Source organism: Catalinimonas alkaloidigena (assembly GCF_029504655.1).
Lineage (GTDB): Bacteria > Bacteroidota > Bacteroidia > Cytophagales > Cyclobacteriaceae > Catalinimonas > Catalinimonas alkaloidigena.
This window is the reverse complement of the sequence record NZ_JAQFIL010000001.1, coordinates 3066945-3083609: the sequence shown is the minus strand read 5'-3', so window position 1 is coordinate 3083609 and position 16665 is coordinate 3066945. Positions and strand designations below refer to the sequence as shown.

General features: G+C 41.1%; 14 protein-coding genes and 1 tRNA gene. 10 read left to right on the top strand and 5 right to left on the bottom strand.

Features of this window, described 5'->3' with window-relative positions; translation table 11 throughout:
• Window positions 1-3: 3 nt before the first annotated feature.
• On the top strand, window positions 4-1464 hold the full coding sequence (locus OKW21_RS12645) for an efflux transporter outer membrane subunit (RefSeq protein WP_277479885.1): 1461 nt from the start codon (window positions 4-6) through the stop codon (window positions 1462-1464).
• Window positions 1465-1638: 174 nt separating this feature from the next.
• Here the strand turns inward: OKW21_RS12645 and OKW21_RS12640 are convergent.
• Window positions 1639-1712: transfer RNA gene (locus OKW21_RS12640), tRNA-Ile, on the bottom strand.
• Window positions 1713-1928: 216 nt separating this feature from the next.
• On the opposite strand from OKW21_RS12640, the gene OKW21_RS12635 reads away from it, so the two are divergent.
• The 4 genes from OKW21_RS12635 to OKW21_RS12620 all read left to right on the top strand — a co-directional run bounded on the left by OKW21_RS12635 (window position 1929) and on the right by OKW21_RS12620 (window position 5369).
• Window positions 1929-3329, top strand: a complete 1401-nt coding sequence (locus OKW21_RS12635) for a Gfo/Idh/MocA family protein (protein ID WP_277479884.1) — start codon at window positions 1929-1931, stop codon at window positions 3327-3329.
• Between the two features lie 116 nt (window positions 3330-3445).
• A complete protein-coding gene (locus OKW21_RS12630) occupies window positions 3446-4174 on the top strand; it encodes a 3-keto-disaccharide hydrolase (RefSeq protein ID WP_277479883.1) in 729 nt (242 codons plus the stop codon).
• Window positions 4174-4605 carry a YybH family protein gene (locus tag OKW21_RS12625; RefSeq protein WP_277479881.1) on the top strand — a complete coding sequence of 144 codons (432 nt, stop codon included), beginning with the start codon at window positions 4174-4176 and terminating at the stop codon, window positions 4603-4605. The genes OKW21_RS12630 and OKW21_RS12625 overlap by 1 nt, the downstream gene beginning before the upstream one ends.
• A 5-nt stretch (window positions 4606-4610) precedes the next feature.
• Window positions 4611-5369 carry a DUF6503 family protein gene (locus OKW21_RS12620; protein ID WP_277479880.1) on the top strand — a complete coding sequence of 253 codons (759 nt, stop codon included), beginning with the start codon at window positions 4611-4613 and terminating at the stop codon, window positions 5367-5369.
• Here OKW21_RS12620 and OKW21_RS12615 read toward each other — a convergent pair whose 3' ends face one another.
• Both OKW21_RS12615 and OKW21_RS12610 read right to left on the bottom strand, forming a co-directional pair.
• Window positions 5370-6596 carry an alpha/beta hydrolase family protein gene (locus OKW21_RS12615; protein ID WP_277479879.1) on the bottom strand — a complete coding sequence of 409 codons (1227 nt, stop codon included), beginning with the start codon at window positions 6594-6596 and terminating at the stop codon, window positions 5370-5372.
• Between the two features lie 150 nt (window positions 6597-6746).
• A complete protein-coding gene (locus OKW21_RS12610; protein WP_277479878.1) occupies window positions 6747-8048 on the bottom strand; it encodes a S41 family peptidase in 1302 nt (433 codons plus the stop codon).
• 203 nt (window positions 8049-8251) lie between these two features.
• On the opposite strand from OKW21_RS12610, the gene OKW21_RS12605 reads away from it, so the two are divergent.
• Window positions 8252-9361 (top strand): AI-2E family transporter, encoded by a 1110-nt coding sequence (locus OKW21_RS12605; protein ID WP_277479877.1) that lies wholly within the window; start codon window positions 8252-8254, stop codon window positions 9359-9361.
• Between the two features lie 480 nt (window positions 9362-9841).
• Here OKW21_RS12605 and OKW21_RS12600 read toward each other — a convergent pair whose 3' ends face one another.
• Window positions 9842-10930, bottom strand: coding sequence for an endonuclease/exonuclease/phosphatase family protein (locus OKW21_RS12600; RefSeq protein ID WP_277479876.1), 1089 nt, complete (start codon window positions 10928-10930; stop codon window positions 9842-9844).
• Between the two features lie 721 nt (window positions 10931-11651).
• Entirely contained in the window at window positions 11652-12503 is an 852-nt protein-coding gene (locus tag OKW21_RS12595; RefSeq protein WP_277478775.1) for an HARBI1 family protein, read from the bottom strand.
• A gap of 349 nt (window positions 12504-12852) precedes the next feature.
• On the opposite strand from OKW21_RS12595, the gene OKW21_RS12590 reads away from it, so the two are divergent.
• The 4 genes from OKW21_RS12590 (at window position 12853) to OKW21_RS12575 (ending at window position 16663) form a co-directional block, all read left to right on the top strand.
• Complete coding sequence (locus OKW21_RS12590; RefSeq protein WP_277479874.1) at window positions 12853-13068, top strand: hypothetical protein; 216 nt, start codon at window positions 12853-12855, stop codon at window positions 13066-13068.
• A gap of 155 nt (window positions 13069-13223) precedes the next feature.
• Entirely contained in the window at window positions 13224-13730 is a 507-nt protein-coding gene (locus OKW21_RS12585; RefSeq protein WP_477099980.1) for a PQLLE family protein, read from the top strand.
• A gap of 37 nt (window positions 13731-13767) precedes the next feature.
• Window positions 13768-15765 carry an OPT family oligopeptide transporter gene (locus OKW21_RS12580; protein WP_277479872.1) on the top strand — a complete coding sequence of 666 codons (1998 nt, stop codon included), beginning with the start codon at window positions 13768-13770 and terminating at the stop codon, window positions 15763-15765.
• A 10-nt stretch (window positions 15766-15775) separates the two neighbouring features.
• Entirely contained in the window at window positions 15776-16663 is an 888-nt protein-coding gene (locus OKW21_RS12575) for a fructosamine kinase family protein (RefSeq protein WP_277479869.1), read from the top strand.
• The last annotated feature ends 2 nt before the right edge of the window (window positions 16664-16665 follow it).

Here is a 16665-nt window from a genome sequence, read left to right as displayed (position 1 = left end):
AATATGAGATTTTCAAAACAAATAATTCCCTTCAGTTTGATCTTGATCACGGCCATTGGTTGTAAAGTGGGTGAAAGTTATAAAAGGCCGGATGTCGGAAAAGCAGATAGTTATTATGGATTAAATAATCAGAGAGATAGCGTGTTGGATTATCAGAGTAATTTATCAGATATCAACTGGAGGGATTATTTTGAGGATTCTACTTTAATTTCTTTGATTGATACTGCTCTGACCAACAATATTGACCTGCGAAAATCTTCCAAACAAAATGAGATAAGTTACCAGAACTTGCAACTTTCAAAAGCTAATTTTTATCCCAGCTTTGGATTTTCTCCATTGGAGTATAACCGGGAGTATTATTCTGAAAATTACAATAATTATGGCTCAAACAGGGCCAGGCGTAACCATGGTGAGGATGTACCTACTACTTTATACACTGAGCGCTCAGCCTATGCCTTGGCCTTTTTTGCGAGTTGGGAAATTGATATATGGGGAAAATTTAAATGGCAAAAAGAAGCAGCCCGTGCTTCTTATATGCAAAGCGAAGAGTTTCAAAAAGCAGTTCAGACAGCCCTGGTAGCAGACATAGCATCTACGTATTACAATATGTTGATGATCAGGTCACAAATAGCAGTTGCTGAGAGGAATCTGGAACTGGGTAGGAGGACATTGAACATAGTGAAGTTGCAATTTGATGCCGATGAGACTACATCCTTGGCCATTCAGCAAACGGAGTCCCAAATACTCAGGGCAGAGTCCTTGATTCCCCGACTTGAGAGAGATTACATCATCCTGGAAAACCAACTTAACCAGTTGTTGGGGCGTTATCCGCAGCCTATTGATATTGAGCAAAATCTGGAAGATGTAGTTTTTGTGGATCGCTATAGCACTGGTGTGCCTGTTGATCTTATTAATAACCGACCAGATGTTGCTGCCGCAGAGTATCAATTGATCGTCAGTAATGCCAAGGTAGGAATCACGCAGGCGATGAAATACCCTTCTATTGTTCTCAGAGGTAGTGCCGGTCTTAATTCTTTTCAATTCCAAAATTTTCTGGACCCCATGGGGTCTGGATTTGCATTGATCAATGGTGCTTTATTTCAACCACTTTTTCAAAACAGAAAACTGAAGACTAATCATTTGATCGCAGTCACTGAAAAGCAGATCGCAGAGCTGGATTTTAAAGATAAGTTTATTCTCGCCGTTAGAGATGTATCTGACGCTTTGATCACAATTGAAAAACTTCAGGAAGAATATGGTATCGCTGAAGAACGCATCGCCGTGACGAGCAAAGGTGTACAGGATGCTTCACTTTTATTTCAAAGTGGATTTGCCAACTACCTGGAAGTGATCAATGCGCAGGAAGATGCGCTGCGAAGTGAGCTGGAGTTGGTAGACCTCAAACGTCAGCTATTTCTAGCCAATATTGAATTATACAGAAGCCTGGGTGGTGGATGGAAATAATAGAGGTTCACTTCATCTCATCAACGAATAGAAAAATTCATGGTGAATAAAGTCACAAACTAACGCCTTTCTCAAAGCAGAAAGAAAGAAGTATAAAACTTTCAAGCGGGTCTGAAAATAAAAAAAGCACTTACATTTTATCATGGTAAGTGCTTTTTTATTTCTAAGAAAATGTGGGCCCTGCTGGGCTCGAACCAGCGGCCACCTGATTATGAGTCAGGTGCTCTAACCAACTGAGCTAAGGGCCCTACCGAGATTTATAGTGCCTCTCGGCTTATTGGGAACGCAAAAATAGATAATCTCTCTAATAAGACAAACTTTTGACTTCTAAAGTTTTTTGAAAAATGTTGTCAGTATTTTCTTCTTCTTAAATTGCTCCTGCCTGCTGAATTTATTTATTGTTCTTTCTTTTTTTCTTAGTTTTATTGCTGACAAACTATTGCATTACCTAATCATATACGTTGATGGAAAAGCATTCCAATAAAGCTTCACGAAGAAAATTTATCAAGAAGCTTGGAAGTTCCGCCGCATTGGTAGCTGGAGGTTCTTCCGTGTTTGCCTCCGACCATTCTTTTCAAATCCTGAACCGCCGTCAAGCTACCCCTGCGAATGACCGTATCAATGTTGCCTGCATCGGTATGGGGCTGATGGGCTTTGGTGATGTAAATACTGCGCTGACACAAGATGGAGTGGAGTTTATCGCGGCCGCTGACTGCTATCAGGGACATATCACCAAAATCAAGGAAGTGTATGGTAATCAGGTGAAGACTAGCATGAACTATCATGAGATTCTTGATAATACTGAGGTAGACGCTGTAATTATAGCCACACCTGATCATTGGCATGACCGGATGTCCATTGAAGCTATGAAGAAGGGGAAAGCTGTTTACTGTGAAAAACCTATGGTGCAGGAGATAAATGAAGGGCATGAGGTAATCAAAGTCCATCAGCAAACTAAAGTACCCTTTCAGGTAGGTAGTCAGTGGGCTAATTCTATTGTGATGCAGAAAGCGAAAGCGCTTTTTGAAGCAGGTGAAATTGGCGAGCTTAATTTTGTTGAAGTATATACTGATCGTTTTGATGCCCGAGGAGCCTGGCAATATTCAATTCCGCCCGATGCTTCCCCTCAGACCTGTGACTGGGAGATGTTTGAGGGCGATGCCACTGACATCCCTTTTGACCCTGTGCGTTTTTTCCGATGGAGAAACTATCAGGCTTATGGAACAGGCATGGCGGGCGATCTTTTTGTCCATTTGTTTACCCGTTTGCATACCATCACTGGTTCACATGGACCGAATAGAATTTACGCTACCGGCGGACTAAGATACTGGGAAGATGGAAGAGATGTGGCAGATGTTATGCTCGGCCTGTTTGATTATCCTGAAACAGATAAGCATCCCGCATTCAACATGTCTCTCAGGGTCAACTTTGTAGATGGATCGGGAGGGGGTGACCAAACCCGATTGGTGGGTAATGAAGGAGAAATGGTGCTGGGAGGTAATAGTGTAACCATACGAAGAAAAAAATTATCAAAAGCACCCGGCTTTGGGGGCTGGGACACCTACGAAACTTTCCCTGAAGCAACCCAGGAAGTTTTTAAGAAAAAATATTATGAAAAATATGGAAGTGAGCAAGCTGAAATGATCCCTCCCGGAGAGATGACTTATCGGGCACCCGATGGATATGACATGCGACAGGATCATTTTGCTGATTGGTTCAATGCGATCCGGAATGGTGGTCAACCGATTGAGGACCCTGTCTTCGGCCTTAGAACAGCAGGCCCTGCTCTTGCCTCAAATATTAGTTTGTACGAAAACAAAATTGTTAACTGGGATCCGGATAAGATGCAAATTATCAATGCCTGATGCTGAAATTCTTTGTTTAAGGTGAACATTGAATTTATATCAATAAGCAATCACAGTAAAACAGACTGATGGTTCCAGTAATTTAAAATTTTTCACTCACAATAATTCACACTATAATGAAACTAACCCAGCTCATACTGACTATACTCTCCTTGGCATTTTGTATTGCTTGTCAAAGCCAGGAAAAACAGGAAGCTACAGATACTCCCCAGACAGAGCCTGTTGCGCAGGAAAGTTCCGATGAATGGATCATGCTTTTTGATGGCTCGGACGTCAGTCATTGGAGAAATTATAAAGAAGAGGGTTTCAATTGGGATGTTGTCAATGGTGAGCTGACTACGGATGGAAGTAGTGGTGACATCATTACCAAAGATACTTACGAGAATTATATTCTTGAATTTGACTGGAAGATTGAAAGAGGCGGTAATAGCGGGGTGATATACAATGTGGTAGAGGATGAAAAATACGGGAGTACTTATGAAACCGGACCTGAGTATCAGTTGATTGATGCGGAAAATTACAAAGAAGTTCATGACTATGAATTGGAAGAGACTCAGGTAACTGCGGCAAACTACGCGCTTCATGTGCCTACCAGCCAGCCTACAAAACCTGCCGGTGAGTACAATCATTCTAAAATAGTAGTTAATAAAGGTAAAGTGGAACACTGGCTCAATGGCGAGAAAGTAGTTGATTATGAACTATGGACACCTGAGTGGCAAGAAAAAGTTACGCAAACTAAATTCAAAGATATGCCTGACTATGGTAAAGCAAAGTCTGGACATATCGCATTGCAAGGTCATGGCGATGCCGTATGGTTTAAGGAGATCAAAATTAAAGAACTCTGATGCATAGAGTTCTATTTATTTTTTTTTGTTTAGGTGCAGGAGTTTCCTGTACCCCTCAAAGTCCCACTGCTGATGAAAAGTCCATTCTTGCCATCATGGATAAGCAGGTAAACTGCTGGAATGAAGGTGATCTGGACGGCTTTATGGAAGGTTATCTGCAATCTGATTCTCTGATGTTTATTGGAAAAAATGGTATCACCTACGGCTATCAAAATACCCTTGATCGCTACCATAAGAATTATCCTGACAGGCAAACGATGGGAACACTTAGTTTTAACATCTTACACCTCAACCGGCTCTCTCCCGAATATTATGCGATGATTGGTCAGTGGAACCTAGATAGAGAAACAGATAACCTGCAGGGATATTTCAGCTTACTTTTCAAAAAAATTAATAGTAGATGGGTTATTATCAAAGACCACTCCAGCTAATTTGTTTGCTTTTTGCATTGGCCTCATGCTCAAACCCTGAACATCAGGATTACGAAAGTGATGATTTGGCTGCACAGTCTTCTTATCCTGACCTTTTTCAGGAAGTACTTGAAGCACATGGTGGGCTGGACAAATGGAAACAGATGAATTTGTTGGAATTTGACCTATATTCCGATAGCACTAAAGTTGACCATCAAACTGTGGATCTTGATAGCCGTAAAGTTTTGATTAGCAGTGATCAATATACTATCGGCTATGATGGAGATGAGGTTTGGTATACGGGAGAAGAAAGTGAATTTCCCGGAAGCTCTGCTCGTTTTTATCATAACCTTCAGTTTTATTTTTTTGCACTTCCCTTCGTCTTTGCTGACCCAGGAGTCAATTATGAAATTTTAGAATCCAGAATATTCCAGGGAAAACAGTATGAAGTGATGCGTTTTACCTATGGAAATGGTATCGGAGATTCACCAGAAGACGAATACATCATTTACATCAACCCTGAGAATAAGCGTATGGAGTTATTGCTATACACAGTTACTTACTTTAGTGGTGAAGATACGGATGGCTATGGTGCCAGGTTATATGCAGAATGGCAACACGTCAATGGCCTACTGGTACCACTCGTAAGCGAACGATACAAGTGGGAGACAGACTCTTTAGGTGATTTCCGGTATGCTTCAGGCTATAGAAATGTGGTACTTGAAGAAAGAGAACCTGATCAGGCTATGTTTCTCGCTCCCAGCAACGCAAAAGTATCTGAATAGCTAAAGGTTCTGGTTCTCCAGTATCCACAATATACCATCCAGCAACATGGGAGCTCCGGCATTGGTATGTGTACTTGGCTCAGTAAGCTCAGTATAGTTTAGTTGCTGGCTTCCCATAGCTTCAATTTCCTTATAAAAGCTTCGGCTGTTTTCAATATTGATCACTGAATCTTTGGTCGCATGATAAATGTGCAAAGGACTTTGTACCTGCCATGGAATAATACTGTTTTCAGAAAGGGCATCATTGAAATCAGTTTCAGAATTTGTCCTGAGTTCATTGAGAAAGGATGGTTCTAATAATTGTTCCAAATCGCTAGTCAGACGTCCCTTTATTTGTCCCAATGTAAGGTCATTGCCAAAAGCTGTAGGAATGAAATCAGTATAGGCTTCCTGAAAATACTGATCAAAGCTCCCGTCAAAATCATAATATTCATGATAGCTATAAATCAAAAAGGCAATGTTTTGAGGAGCATCATACCTTTGTTGCTGAAAAATTTGCTGCTTCATTTCATCCAGGTCGTAAGTGCCCCCTCCAGCAGCAGTTGCTACCACCTGCCATTCTTCAAGAGGTTGTTCGTTTTCAAAATGCCTAAGCGTTGCCACAGCATTGTAACCTCCCTGAGAATAACCTATCATACTGACTTCCTTACGATATATTTGTTCCAGCTCTGCGAGCAACTCTTCTACGGCCAGGAGCATATCTACACTATTTTTGCTCATTGCTTCGCGTACCAAAAAAGGGTGGGGGAGTGATGATGAGCTGCCAAACCCAATGTAATCAGGTATTACCGTAATGAAGCCCAACGCACCAAATAGCTCCACCCCACTTTGCAGATTATCACTAAAGCTGGAAGGAGCCTCATCCTGGCTGCTAATAGATGGATGAAATCCTAATAGTAGAGGGAAGTCAGTAGTTTTGGCAGCTGCGGGAATACAAACCAACCCGGAAGTAACGACATCTTCACCTCTGTATTCAGACTGATAAGTGATTTTGTAAATATCAGAATTGTATTGTATAGCAGAAACATCAAAGGAGGGCTGAAAAATCTGCGCTACGCCTCTTAGCTGATTAGCATCAATGCTACTGATCTGCTCAAACTCAAGGAGATATTTATTTTCATTTATTTCTGATACCGGTTCATTTTCTTCACATGCCAGTAAAAAGAAAAGAAATATGAAGCAGTAATACTGTACCCGGTTTCTTTTATTCAAGAATATAGCTTTCATGGATTGCTGGTAATGTAAGCGAAGTTTTGCTTAAAATTAAAGCTTAAAATAGAGAAAAATGCTGAAATTGTTATCAATGCTAACGGTAAGCCTATAGTAATCAAAAAAAAGAGGGCGGTGGGCCCTCTTCTTAAGTTTTATTGTCATCAATTAAAACGCGCCAATTTCCATACGGAAACCTTTCATCTCAATTTGCTGTTCTTTGACAGGCAGAGATTGACGAGCACTTAGTCCGGAAAAAGTGCCATTTTCAATAAAATACAGCGCTTCTTTAAGTCTGGCCTCATTAGGATCCCCCAAATCATGGGTAAGGTCATCTTTGATATAGGCATCCGCCTGCAAGCCCTCAAAATATTCCCCCACACCCTGATCATTCAACACTTTAAAACTAATGGGATTGATAGCGTATCCGTTCACTTTAAATGGAAAGCTCCCTACTGGTTTGCCGTAGGTATCATCCCCAATAAGTTGAACGTCAATAAAAGGACGTAAGCCATTGATAAGGAGTTCACTGGCAGAAGCCGATCCATTTGAAGTGATGAAAATCACTCTGTCCAGGTTCAGGGGAATTTCTGGCGTATTAAAAGGTACCTGTGCGTCGTTCTCGGCAGCTTTGTTTTGATTAAACCTGTATTGAATGAAATTTTTGCCACTTGATAAGTCTCCAATGATGTTGCTGGCCATCCATTCCGCAATGTTTACTCTGCCACCTCCATTATATCTCAGGTCAATGATCATCTCCTGAATATTTTCATCTTTGAATTTCTGAAAAGAAACCCTCAGTTCATCTTCTGAGGTAGCCAGAAAACTGTTGAATGCAAGGTAACCTACCTTGGTTTGTCCCAGTTGAAAAATATCATCATTAAGCACTGTATTTATGCCGATGGTCGTCTTGGTCAGTAATTCATTTACTTTGCTTCCGTCAGAACGAATCAACTCAAAGTCGTGTGAAGTGCCTTCCAATGCCTGGGCTAATGTACCCGCTGCACTAAGATCCTTCACATTTTTACCATCAATCTTATTGATAATCCAGGAGCGTTGTACCCCGGCTCGTCCAAATGGTGAATCGTTATAAACAAATGCAACTCTTAGGTTTCCATCTTCATCAAAAGCCATCCTCAAGCCATAACCCTGGTATTCACCTTTTTCAAAAAGCGCGTTATATTCTTCTTCATCCTCTATATAAGACCACTTATCCAGTGTCTTATTCATCATAGCTTTCATCAGCTCATCAGCCGAAGCGTAGTCTTCAATATTTACTTCAGGTATTAACACATTCCATAAGTACCATTCATGCATGATATCATATACCGCGAGTTTAACAGTATCTATTTCTTTAACTAATACCGGGTCGGGATTCACCTCCTCCTGCTCCTTTATTACATCTTCCTCCTGACATGCGGTGAAAATGAGAAGTGGGAAAGCAAGTATTGCTAGCCAATATTTATTCATACAATAATTATATTTACACTTGAAAATTAAATATCAATTTTTCACACAACACTGAAGCATACATTTGGATTCATTTTCATAGCATCAACGTGTAAATTTGTAATTTAAATAACGTGATATGGATGATATATTGTAGATATTTTTTAACTAACGATAAACCATTTTAGTTATTTGTATTAATACACCTATACATTTTAAAATTTATGCTCAAACTACCCGCTTATGTGAAGTTTTTTGTTGTCATGTTCAGTTTGATCATGATCTTTTTTGTTCTCATCATCGGAAGAGCTCTCTTTATACCACTGCTGGTAGCTTTAATTTTTGCTTTTATCCTCAAGCCACTCTGCGGAAAGTTAGAAAGCTGGCGCTTACCCCGAGGACTGAGCTCCATCATTTCAATTATCACTATTTTTGTCTTTTTATTTTTTACTTTTTACTTCATTTCCTTTCAGGTACGAGCTATTACTGATGATTTATCAGAAATAGGACAGAAGTTTCAGGGATTTGTTGACAAAGGACATGACTGGCTGGAGATGAATTTCGGGCTTGAAGAGAGTGAGCAGACTGCTTATATGAAAAACTCTATCAATGATTTTGTAAAAAGCAGTACTTCAATACTTACCTCAACACTTTCGGCTACAGCCGACTTTTTTACCTCTTTTGTCCTCATCTTTATCGCTTTGTTTTTTCTATTGTACTACAGAAGTTTTTTTGTGGAATTTTTATACAAAGCTTTTCCGTCCAGGTATCATGATAAACTGAGCAGTACAATTTATAAAGTTTCTTCAGTTGTGCGTTCCTATGTGCTGGGAGTATTTACAGTAATTATCATCCTGGCAGTCTTGAATACCACCGGTTTGATGATCATAGGGATAGAGCATGCCATGTTCTTTGGTCTACTTGCCTCCATGCTGACGATCATTCCTTATATCGGAGTATTTATAGGCTCCATTCTACCTATTATATTTGCCTTTCTCACCAAAGATTCTTTGATGTATCCTTTAGGTGTTGCGCTAATGTTTTGGGGGGTACAGTTCCTTGAAGGAAACTTCATTACCCCCAATATTGTGGGAAACCGGGTTTCGCTCAATCCCTTTGCCGTCATCATCGCTTTATATGTTGGGGGTATGGTTTGGGGTGCCATCGGGATGATCATGGCCATTCCAGTTGTTGCAGCTCTAAAAGTAATTTTTGATGTGATAGATCCATTAAAGCCTTATGGCTTTTTACTAGGTTATCCCATAAATGAAGAAGACAAGTCGGAGCTAGGCAATGTAAAGGAGATTAAAGAAAAAGTGAAGGAAAAAGTATAGACTGTTTGAAACGAGGTATAGTGACCAATTTCAATCGCTGGATTTAGTGAGGTCCGGCCATGGCTTCTGAGGTTGACCAATATCATGGTAATTTATGTTAATGTAATGCTAGGCCTGCCAGATTTTCAAAATCTGGCAGATACCTATTCGCTTTCTTTTGAGCTATCAGTCATTGCTTAAGTCGCCTTTTGTTCTTTTTCAAGGTGATCTTTTAACTCTTCATTGAGCTTATGGTAGGTCTTCAGTTTACTTTTTAGCACAAACTTATTCAATTCCGCATTATCGTAAATATTTTCTTAAATGGGGATCATCAAATACTTCGTCTTTCACTATTGTATAATGCTGATTTCAACTGCTTCATGTATTTACCATTGATAGTATTATAAATTTCAAGCTTTTCATTCTCTACATATGGTAACATTTAATATAAAAAGCTTTTTAAATAGTGTAATGCAATGAATTGTGATTGAAAAATTATGGTTAATTCTTTTCGTTAGGTTGTGGCACATCCTTCTTACTTACCCCTTTTTCATCAGCAATTTCCTTTGCTCTGTCATGGTCTTCTGAGTCGCTTTCAAGCCCCTCTTGACTGGCACCCTTTACAGGAGTGAATGCTAGCGATGTAAAGAGAGGGAAATGATCCGATCCGATAGATGGTAATCGCTTAATAGAAAGTAAGGTAAAATGATCACTATGAAATAAATGATCTAGAGGCCATCGCAATAATGGGTATTTTGCGTGAAAAGTATTGAACATACCTCGCCCTATACGTGGATCTAGCAAACCACTAATCTTACGGAAAAGACGAGTTGTTGAAGACCAAGCCACATCATTTAGATCACCCGTTACTAATATAGGTTGTGTACTTTTGACGACACTTCGCGCAATAACAATCAACTCAGCATCGCGCTCTGCTGATTCCGTATTTTCAGTAGGGCTGGGTGGAGCTGGGTGAATAAAATGCGCACGAACTCTATCACCGGTTCGCAATTCTAAAGATACGTGGATGGAAGGAACATCATTCTCAACTAGAAATGAAATTTCTTGGTCATGTAATCTCAATTTTGAATAGAGGTGCATGCCATAGAGGTTGTCAAGTGGACATTTTACAGTAAATGGCATAACTGATTCCAAACCCTTGAGTTGCTTTTCCCACCATTTATCTGATTCTAAAGTAACAAGAATATCTGGCTGATATTTGTTTACTAATTCAATCAAAGCGTCAGCATTTCTATTAGGTGTAAGGACGTTAGAAGTGATGATGCTGAGCTTCCTTTCAGGTTCACATTCATTACAAGATTTGACCTCTTTTTGCCATAGTGGGGTATAAGGTAATATCCACCACAACTGCCAAATTAAGCAAAGGACAGTTGTAAAAATCAATATTAAAGTAAGAGGTAACCGTTCATCGAGAAAAAAAACAATAGCAATCAACAAGACTATTGAAAAGATCATTATTTGTAGTCGTGGAAAGTCCATACCCCTGATAATCCAATGTGTTTGTTGCGATAAAGGCAAAACCGTTACGAGAACGGTCAGAATTGTACAAATAATAATTACGATTAGCATAGGTTTAGTTAATGAATGAGTAATTTAGGGCTATTAGCTGAGAGGCAAAATGTATAATCTGGGCTGATGCTGAAACTTTTATCACCCCAACGAAAGAGACGGGTAACCAGCTATTTTAAAGATATAAAAAGAATAGCAGATTAGCGAAAAACCCAAGCAGATAAGTCAGGTTATCAATTGGTCGGAAAACAAAAGTACCTTAAAAACCAAGGCAATATTATGTTTTTAGTGATCAAGCAGTAATAGATAACTGGTATTGTGATGCCGGCTACTGCGGGGAGCTCAGGAAATATACAGTGATACTTGCAATGAAGCAATTATGATGATCAAAACAGTCTTTAAGTAACTTTATCGGCAGGCTTGCGGATGCATTAAAGGAAAACTGAGGTTAATGAGCTTAAAATTTTTGCCCGTTCCGAGTTAGACGCGAGTAAATCGCAGGTTTCGCAATGGGTACCAGAATATCCATCAAGGCAATCACAGTTTCAAGTTTTACCATCTACTGTTCCTTCGTACAGTTAATAGTAGGACATCCTTAATCTTCTGTACACGATTCTCTAAAGAACATTAGTGTATATATACTCATTAATAAAATCAGTAAGTTAATTCTTTTCGTCTTTAGGATTCTTATGTTGTGCCTATTCTGTTCAAGACTTTCGTCAGCCTCCTTTTTGTTAAAGAGCAAAATATGAAATTATTAGAGTTTATTACGGTTAGTTTTTTATGTAGCCCAGCGCTGACATCTGAGGTTGTGCAATCCACAGGCGATATACATCATCCTATCCCTTTTCTGCCATCCGTGTATTCTGACCTGATTCCTAATAATTTTTAGTCTTTTTACTCCAGCAATAGCATGCTCCACCTTAACCCTAATACTTGCAATGAGTGTATTCAGCTCTTTTTGGAAGTTGGAAAGTTCTTTTCCTTTGGGCTTCTTCTCAGGCATGTAAACTTCTACGCCTTCTGCCTTAAGGCCCAGGAAACCCAAGTCCACCCATAGACTATGCCATCGCTCGGCGATCCGATGGTCAGGAAACTTAAGTTCTGCCTGATCATACATGGATTTATCATGTACGCTACCTTCAAAAGTTTCTCCTAAGTAAATAAGCTCTCCTTCAAGGTTGGCAATCAACAGATTTTTCAAAGTATGGCACCCTTTTTTTCCGCTATAGTGATCTTTCTGAACTTGGTAATCTGGTGAACGGCCTATCCTGCGTTCCACTACATCCATAAACATAACCAATTCAACGTAGGCATAGAGGAAATTATAGAACTTATTCACTTCACGATGGGGCATTTTACCCATTTTCTTTAAAGCTTCTTCAAGTAAAAAAGATAGCTGATTTACCCATAAACTAACTTTTCCCTGACTCATAGAGAACATCACTCCATGGTATGCTTGGTTGGGATTTTCTTTCATGTAGCTAAGAATAAAAAGTAACTTATTGACCGGACCGGTCAAACTACTGTCACTTCGTTCCTGATAGCGTACCATCTTGCGACGTTGCCCTTTCATATCGTGATGACGATAATGTTCTTCAACTATTGGCGCAAAATGGTATAATAAATCCATGAATTCCTTTTGGCTTAAGCCAGTTATTGCGTTAAATTGTATAGGGCTGTTCAGTAAGCTGTTTGTTTTTGTCATAATTAATTGACAGCGAATAGCCCTTTTTCATTCCCCTGTAAAATCAACCGTAATATTCTCTATTATAATTATTTGTATGTATTGTCTTAAAATAAGTTGGCGAAAAATTGACTTACTATAAAAAAAAGGACTTAAAATTTAATCCATCCGATAAAGCGAACCGAATGGGATTACCTCCTAAGCTTTAAATTGACTGTTGTATATAAGGTGAAAAATGCGAGATGACTTATAAACAAGCTGAGACAGCCTATGGGATTTAAGACAAAATAAAGTTTTGGGTTGGTTAAGAAAACATGGTATCTTAAGCTGGAGAAATCCACAAACTGCCATACTTCGCTTCAAAGAAACACCAACTCAGCAGAACAAACGTCTGGAAAGGGCATTAGCTGAAGAACAAGATCCTCATAAAATGATTGACATTTACGATCAGGAAGAGGGAACGCCTATCTGCAAAACGCGAACGCATAAGCTGATATTTTTAAGTCACTGAGTCAGCATGGCTTTAACGCCAATCGCATGCAGGAAGGTGATACGCTATTAAACAATGCCATGACGCTTCACACGCAGAAAGTCCAAAAATATGGGGAGAAATCTATCATTGCGGCCCAACTGAAACAGAATGAGCAGCAGTAGCGTGAGGCTTTTCTGGATCATGTAACAATTGTGAAATTTGTGTTTCGCAAGGATGCGCTTAACCTGGCTCAGTTCAATGTAGATAAAGTATCTAATAAAAGTTATGCCTGGCCAATGCAGGCCAACTATTTCTCCAGCAAAACCGGAGAATATATAGAGCAGCTGAGCCAGCATGGACTTACTGCTGCAGACCTTGCCCAAGGGAAAGCAATGGTGGAAGCGGTGACTCATGCCCGTAATCAGCGCCTACTTACTAAAGGTGAGGCTGAAGAAACTATCCAAATGAAAGATATGTCGGTGAAAGTCCTCAAAAGATGGATGAGTGAGTTCCTTACTACTACCAGGCTGCGCTCAAAGACAGTCCGCAATTACTGGACTCGCTTGGCACAAGCGTTAAAACCCAAAAAGTTTAGCAGGTGTAAATCTGAGGATGGAAGCATAAATAATGCTTACGTACCACTCCTGGCTTCTGACTACCTCCTTCTTAAAAATCTTATGGGGGCGTGCTATTTAGGCTAAAGCTTGGTATGTTTGTTTTAGACCTAACGCGAAGCACATGAACAAAGCTAAACCAGCTAAGCCAACAGCTACTGATCCCGATAAACCTTATATAGGTGCCGACCAGAAATTACCAGAACTTACCTTAAAAGCGATACTGCTGGGAGCAGGGCTATCCGTTATTTTATCTGCTGCCAATGCCTACTTCGGCTTATTTGCCGGACTTACGGTTTCAGCCTCTATCCCTGCGGCGGTAATTTCTATGGCGGTGCTTCGTTTGTTTAAAAACTCCAACATTCTGGAAAATAACCTGGTGCAAACCGCCGCCTCCGCCGGTGAATCGATTGCTGCGGGTGTTATTTTTACCATTCCTGCCCTCATTATTATGGGTTACTGGGATGAGTTTAACTATTGGGAGACTACCCTCATCGCCATGACAGGCGGTATATTAGGCGTGCTATTTACCATTCCCCTGCGGCAGGCGCTTATCGTCAAAGAGAACTTAAAATTTCCTGAAGGTGTGGCTACTTCTGAGGTATTGAAAACCGGGGAGACCGGAGGACAGTCAGTAAAATACCTGGTATGGGGGGCATTGGTAGGTGGCTTGTTCAAATTAAGCGAATCTGCCCTGAATCTATGGAACGGCCTTTTTGAGCAGGCCACACTGATCAATAATCGCGTTTATTTATATCTGGGGATCAACTTATCACCCGCTTTGGTAGCGGTAGGCTATATTGTAGGTTTAAACATCGCCTTTCTGGTCTTCCTGGGAGGGGCAATTAGCTGGTACATTGCTATTCCGGTCTATATCGCTGCTTTGGGGCCGCCCGAAGGAGCAGCCGACCCTGAGCAGATGGGGATCATGATCTGGAGTAGTCAGATTCGTTACCTGGGGGTAGGGGCCATGATTGTGGGTGGCTTGTGGGCATTGATCAGTCTCAAAAATTCCTTGGGCACAGCTTTCAAGTCAGGTGTTGAAGCTTTTAAGCAGGGGAGCACAAATTTCAAAGATCAGCTACGCACCGAGATGGATACACCCATGTCATGGGTCATTATTGCCATAGGGGTGATGATCGTACCAGTGTTCGCGATCTACCTGCGGGAGATTCACGATGTAGGCATTACCGGACTGATGGCATTCATCATGGTGATAGCCGGATTCCTTTTCTCGGCAGTAGCCGGTTATATGGCAGGACTGGTAGGAAGCTCTAATAATCCAATTTCAGGAGTGACCATTGCCACTATTCTGGCTTCGGCACTGCTTTTACTCTTTTTACTGGGTGCGAGTGAACCTGCCAGAGGCGCTGCCGCGGCTATCCTGATAGGCGCAGTAGTTTGCTGCGCAGCCGCCATAGCCGGAGACAATATGCAGGATCTGAAAGCAGGATATATCCTGGGAGCAACCCCCTACAAACAGCAAGTGATGCAGGTGGTAGGTGTAGTAGCGGGTGCTTTGGCAATCGCGCCAGTGCTGAATTATCTCCTGCAAGGTTATGGCATAGGCGCACCTACGCCTGAGCAGCCTGAGGCCCTGGCAGCCCCGCAGGCAACCCTGATGCAGAGCGTGGCATCGGGTATTTTTGGAGAAGGACTGCCCTGGGGTATGGTTTCAATAGGTGGCGCAATCGCAGTGGTGATCATTATCATTGATCAATACCTGAAAAAACAAAATTCAGAATTCAGAATGCCGGTGCTGGCAGTGGCCGTAGGCTTATACCTCCCTCTGGAACTGGATACTTCTATCTTTATTGGTGGTATCATTGCCTGGATGACAAGCCGTTTTATGACCAAAAGAGGAACTGGGGACGCGCAGCATGCCGAAGCCACAGAAAAAGCTTCCAATGCTGGCCTGCTCTTGGCTTCCGGCCTGATTACCGGAGAGGCTTTGATGGGAATATTTATCGCGATTGGCATAGTCGTCACTGATCTTTCGTCACTAAGAGTATTTGAAAACCCTCCCGGAGGAAGCTATAGTGGCCTGGCTATTTTTATTGTAGTAGTGGCAGGTTTATATGCGCTGATCAAGAAAGTTTTTAAAGAAAATATCGGAAAATAAGCATCATGCTATGCGAGAAGATCTGAAGAACTTTGTAGAAGAAAGCCTTACAGAGAAGCTGGGCCAGCGTTTTATAATCAAGTCGGTCAAGACATTAGGGGGAGGCTGTATTAATCATGCCAGCAAGTTGACAAGCAATGAAGGTAACTTTTTTCTCAAATGGAATGCACAGGGGCCGGAAGATATGTTTCTGAGGGAAGCCGAATGCCTGGAAGCTCTGGTAGAAGCGAAGTCTGATCTACAGATTCCGAAAGTGTTCATTAAAACCGTTCCACAAAACGGACTTCCAGCGATGCTGCTTACGGAGTTTCTGGAGCCTTCTAACAGTTCATCGTCCGTGCAGGATGAGGTTTTGGGTCGTGGAATCGCCCAGATTCATCGGTATCAGCATGAAAAATATGGTTTTGCCCATGATAACTACTGTGGCGCTACTCCTCAGCATAATAACTGGCAGTCGGACTGGATGATTTTCTTCCGAGACCAAAGGATAGGGGCATTACTGAAAATGATTGAGCAGAGTAGGGGACTCAGCAGTGAAGAAAACAAAGTGTACAATCAGCTTTTACAGAATATGGAGCAGTGGATCAGCCATCAACCGGCGGCTTCGCTCAATCATGGCGATTTATGGTCGGGAAATTATATGTACTCGTCTCGTGGTCCTGCACTGATTGATCCTGCCAGCTATTTTGCCGATCGTGAATTTGACCTGGCGATGATGGGTATGTTCGGTGGTTTTTCATCTACCGTATGGGCAGCATATCAGGAGGAATATCCACTACCTGCCGAATGGAAAGAAAGACACGACCTGTATATGCTGTATCATTATCTCAATCACTATCATCTGTTTGGAGGACACTACGGCAGTCAGGCTTTATCTATTGCCAGAAAATATGTATGAGG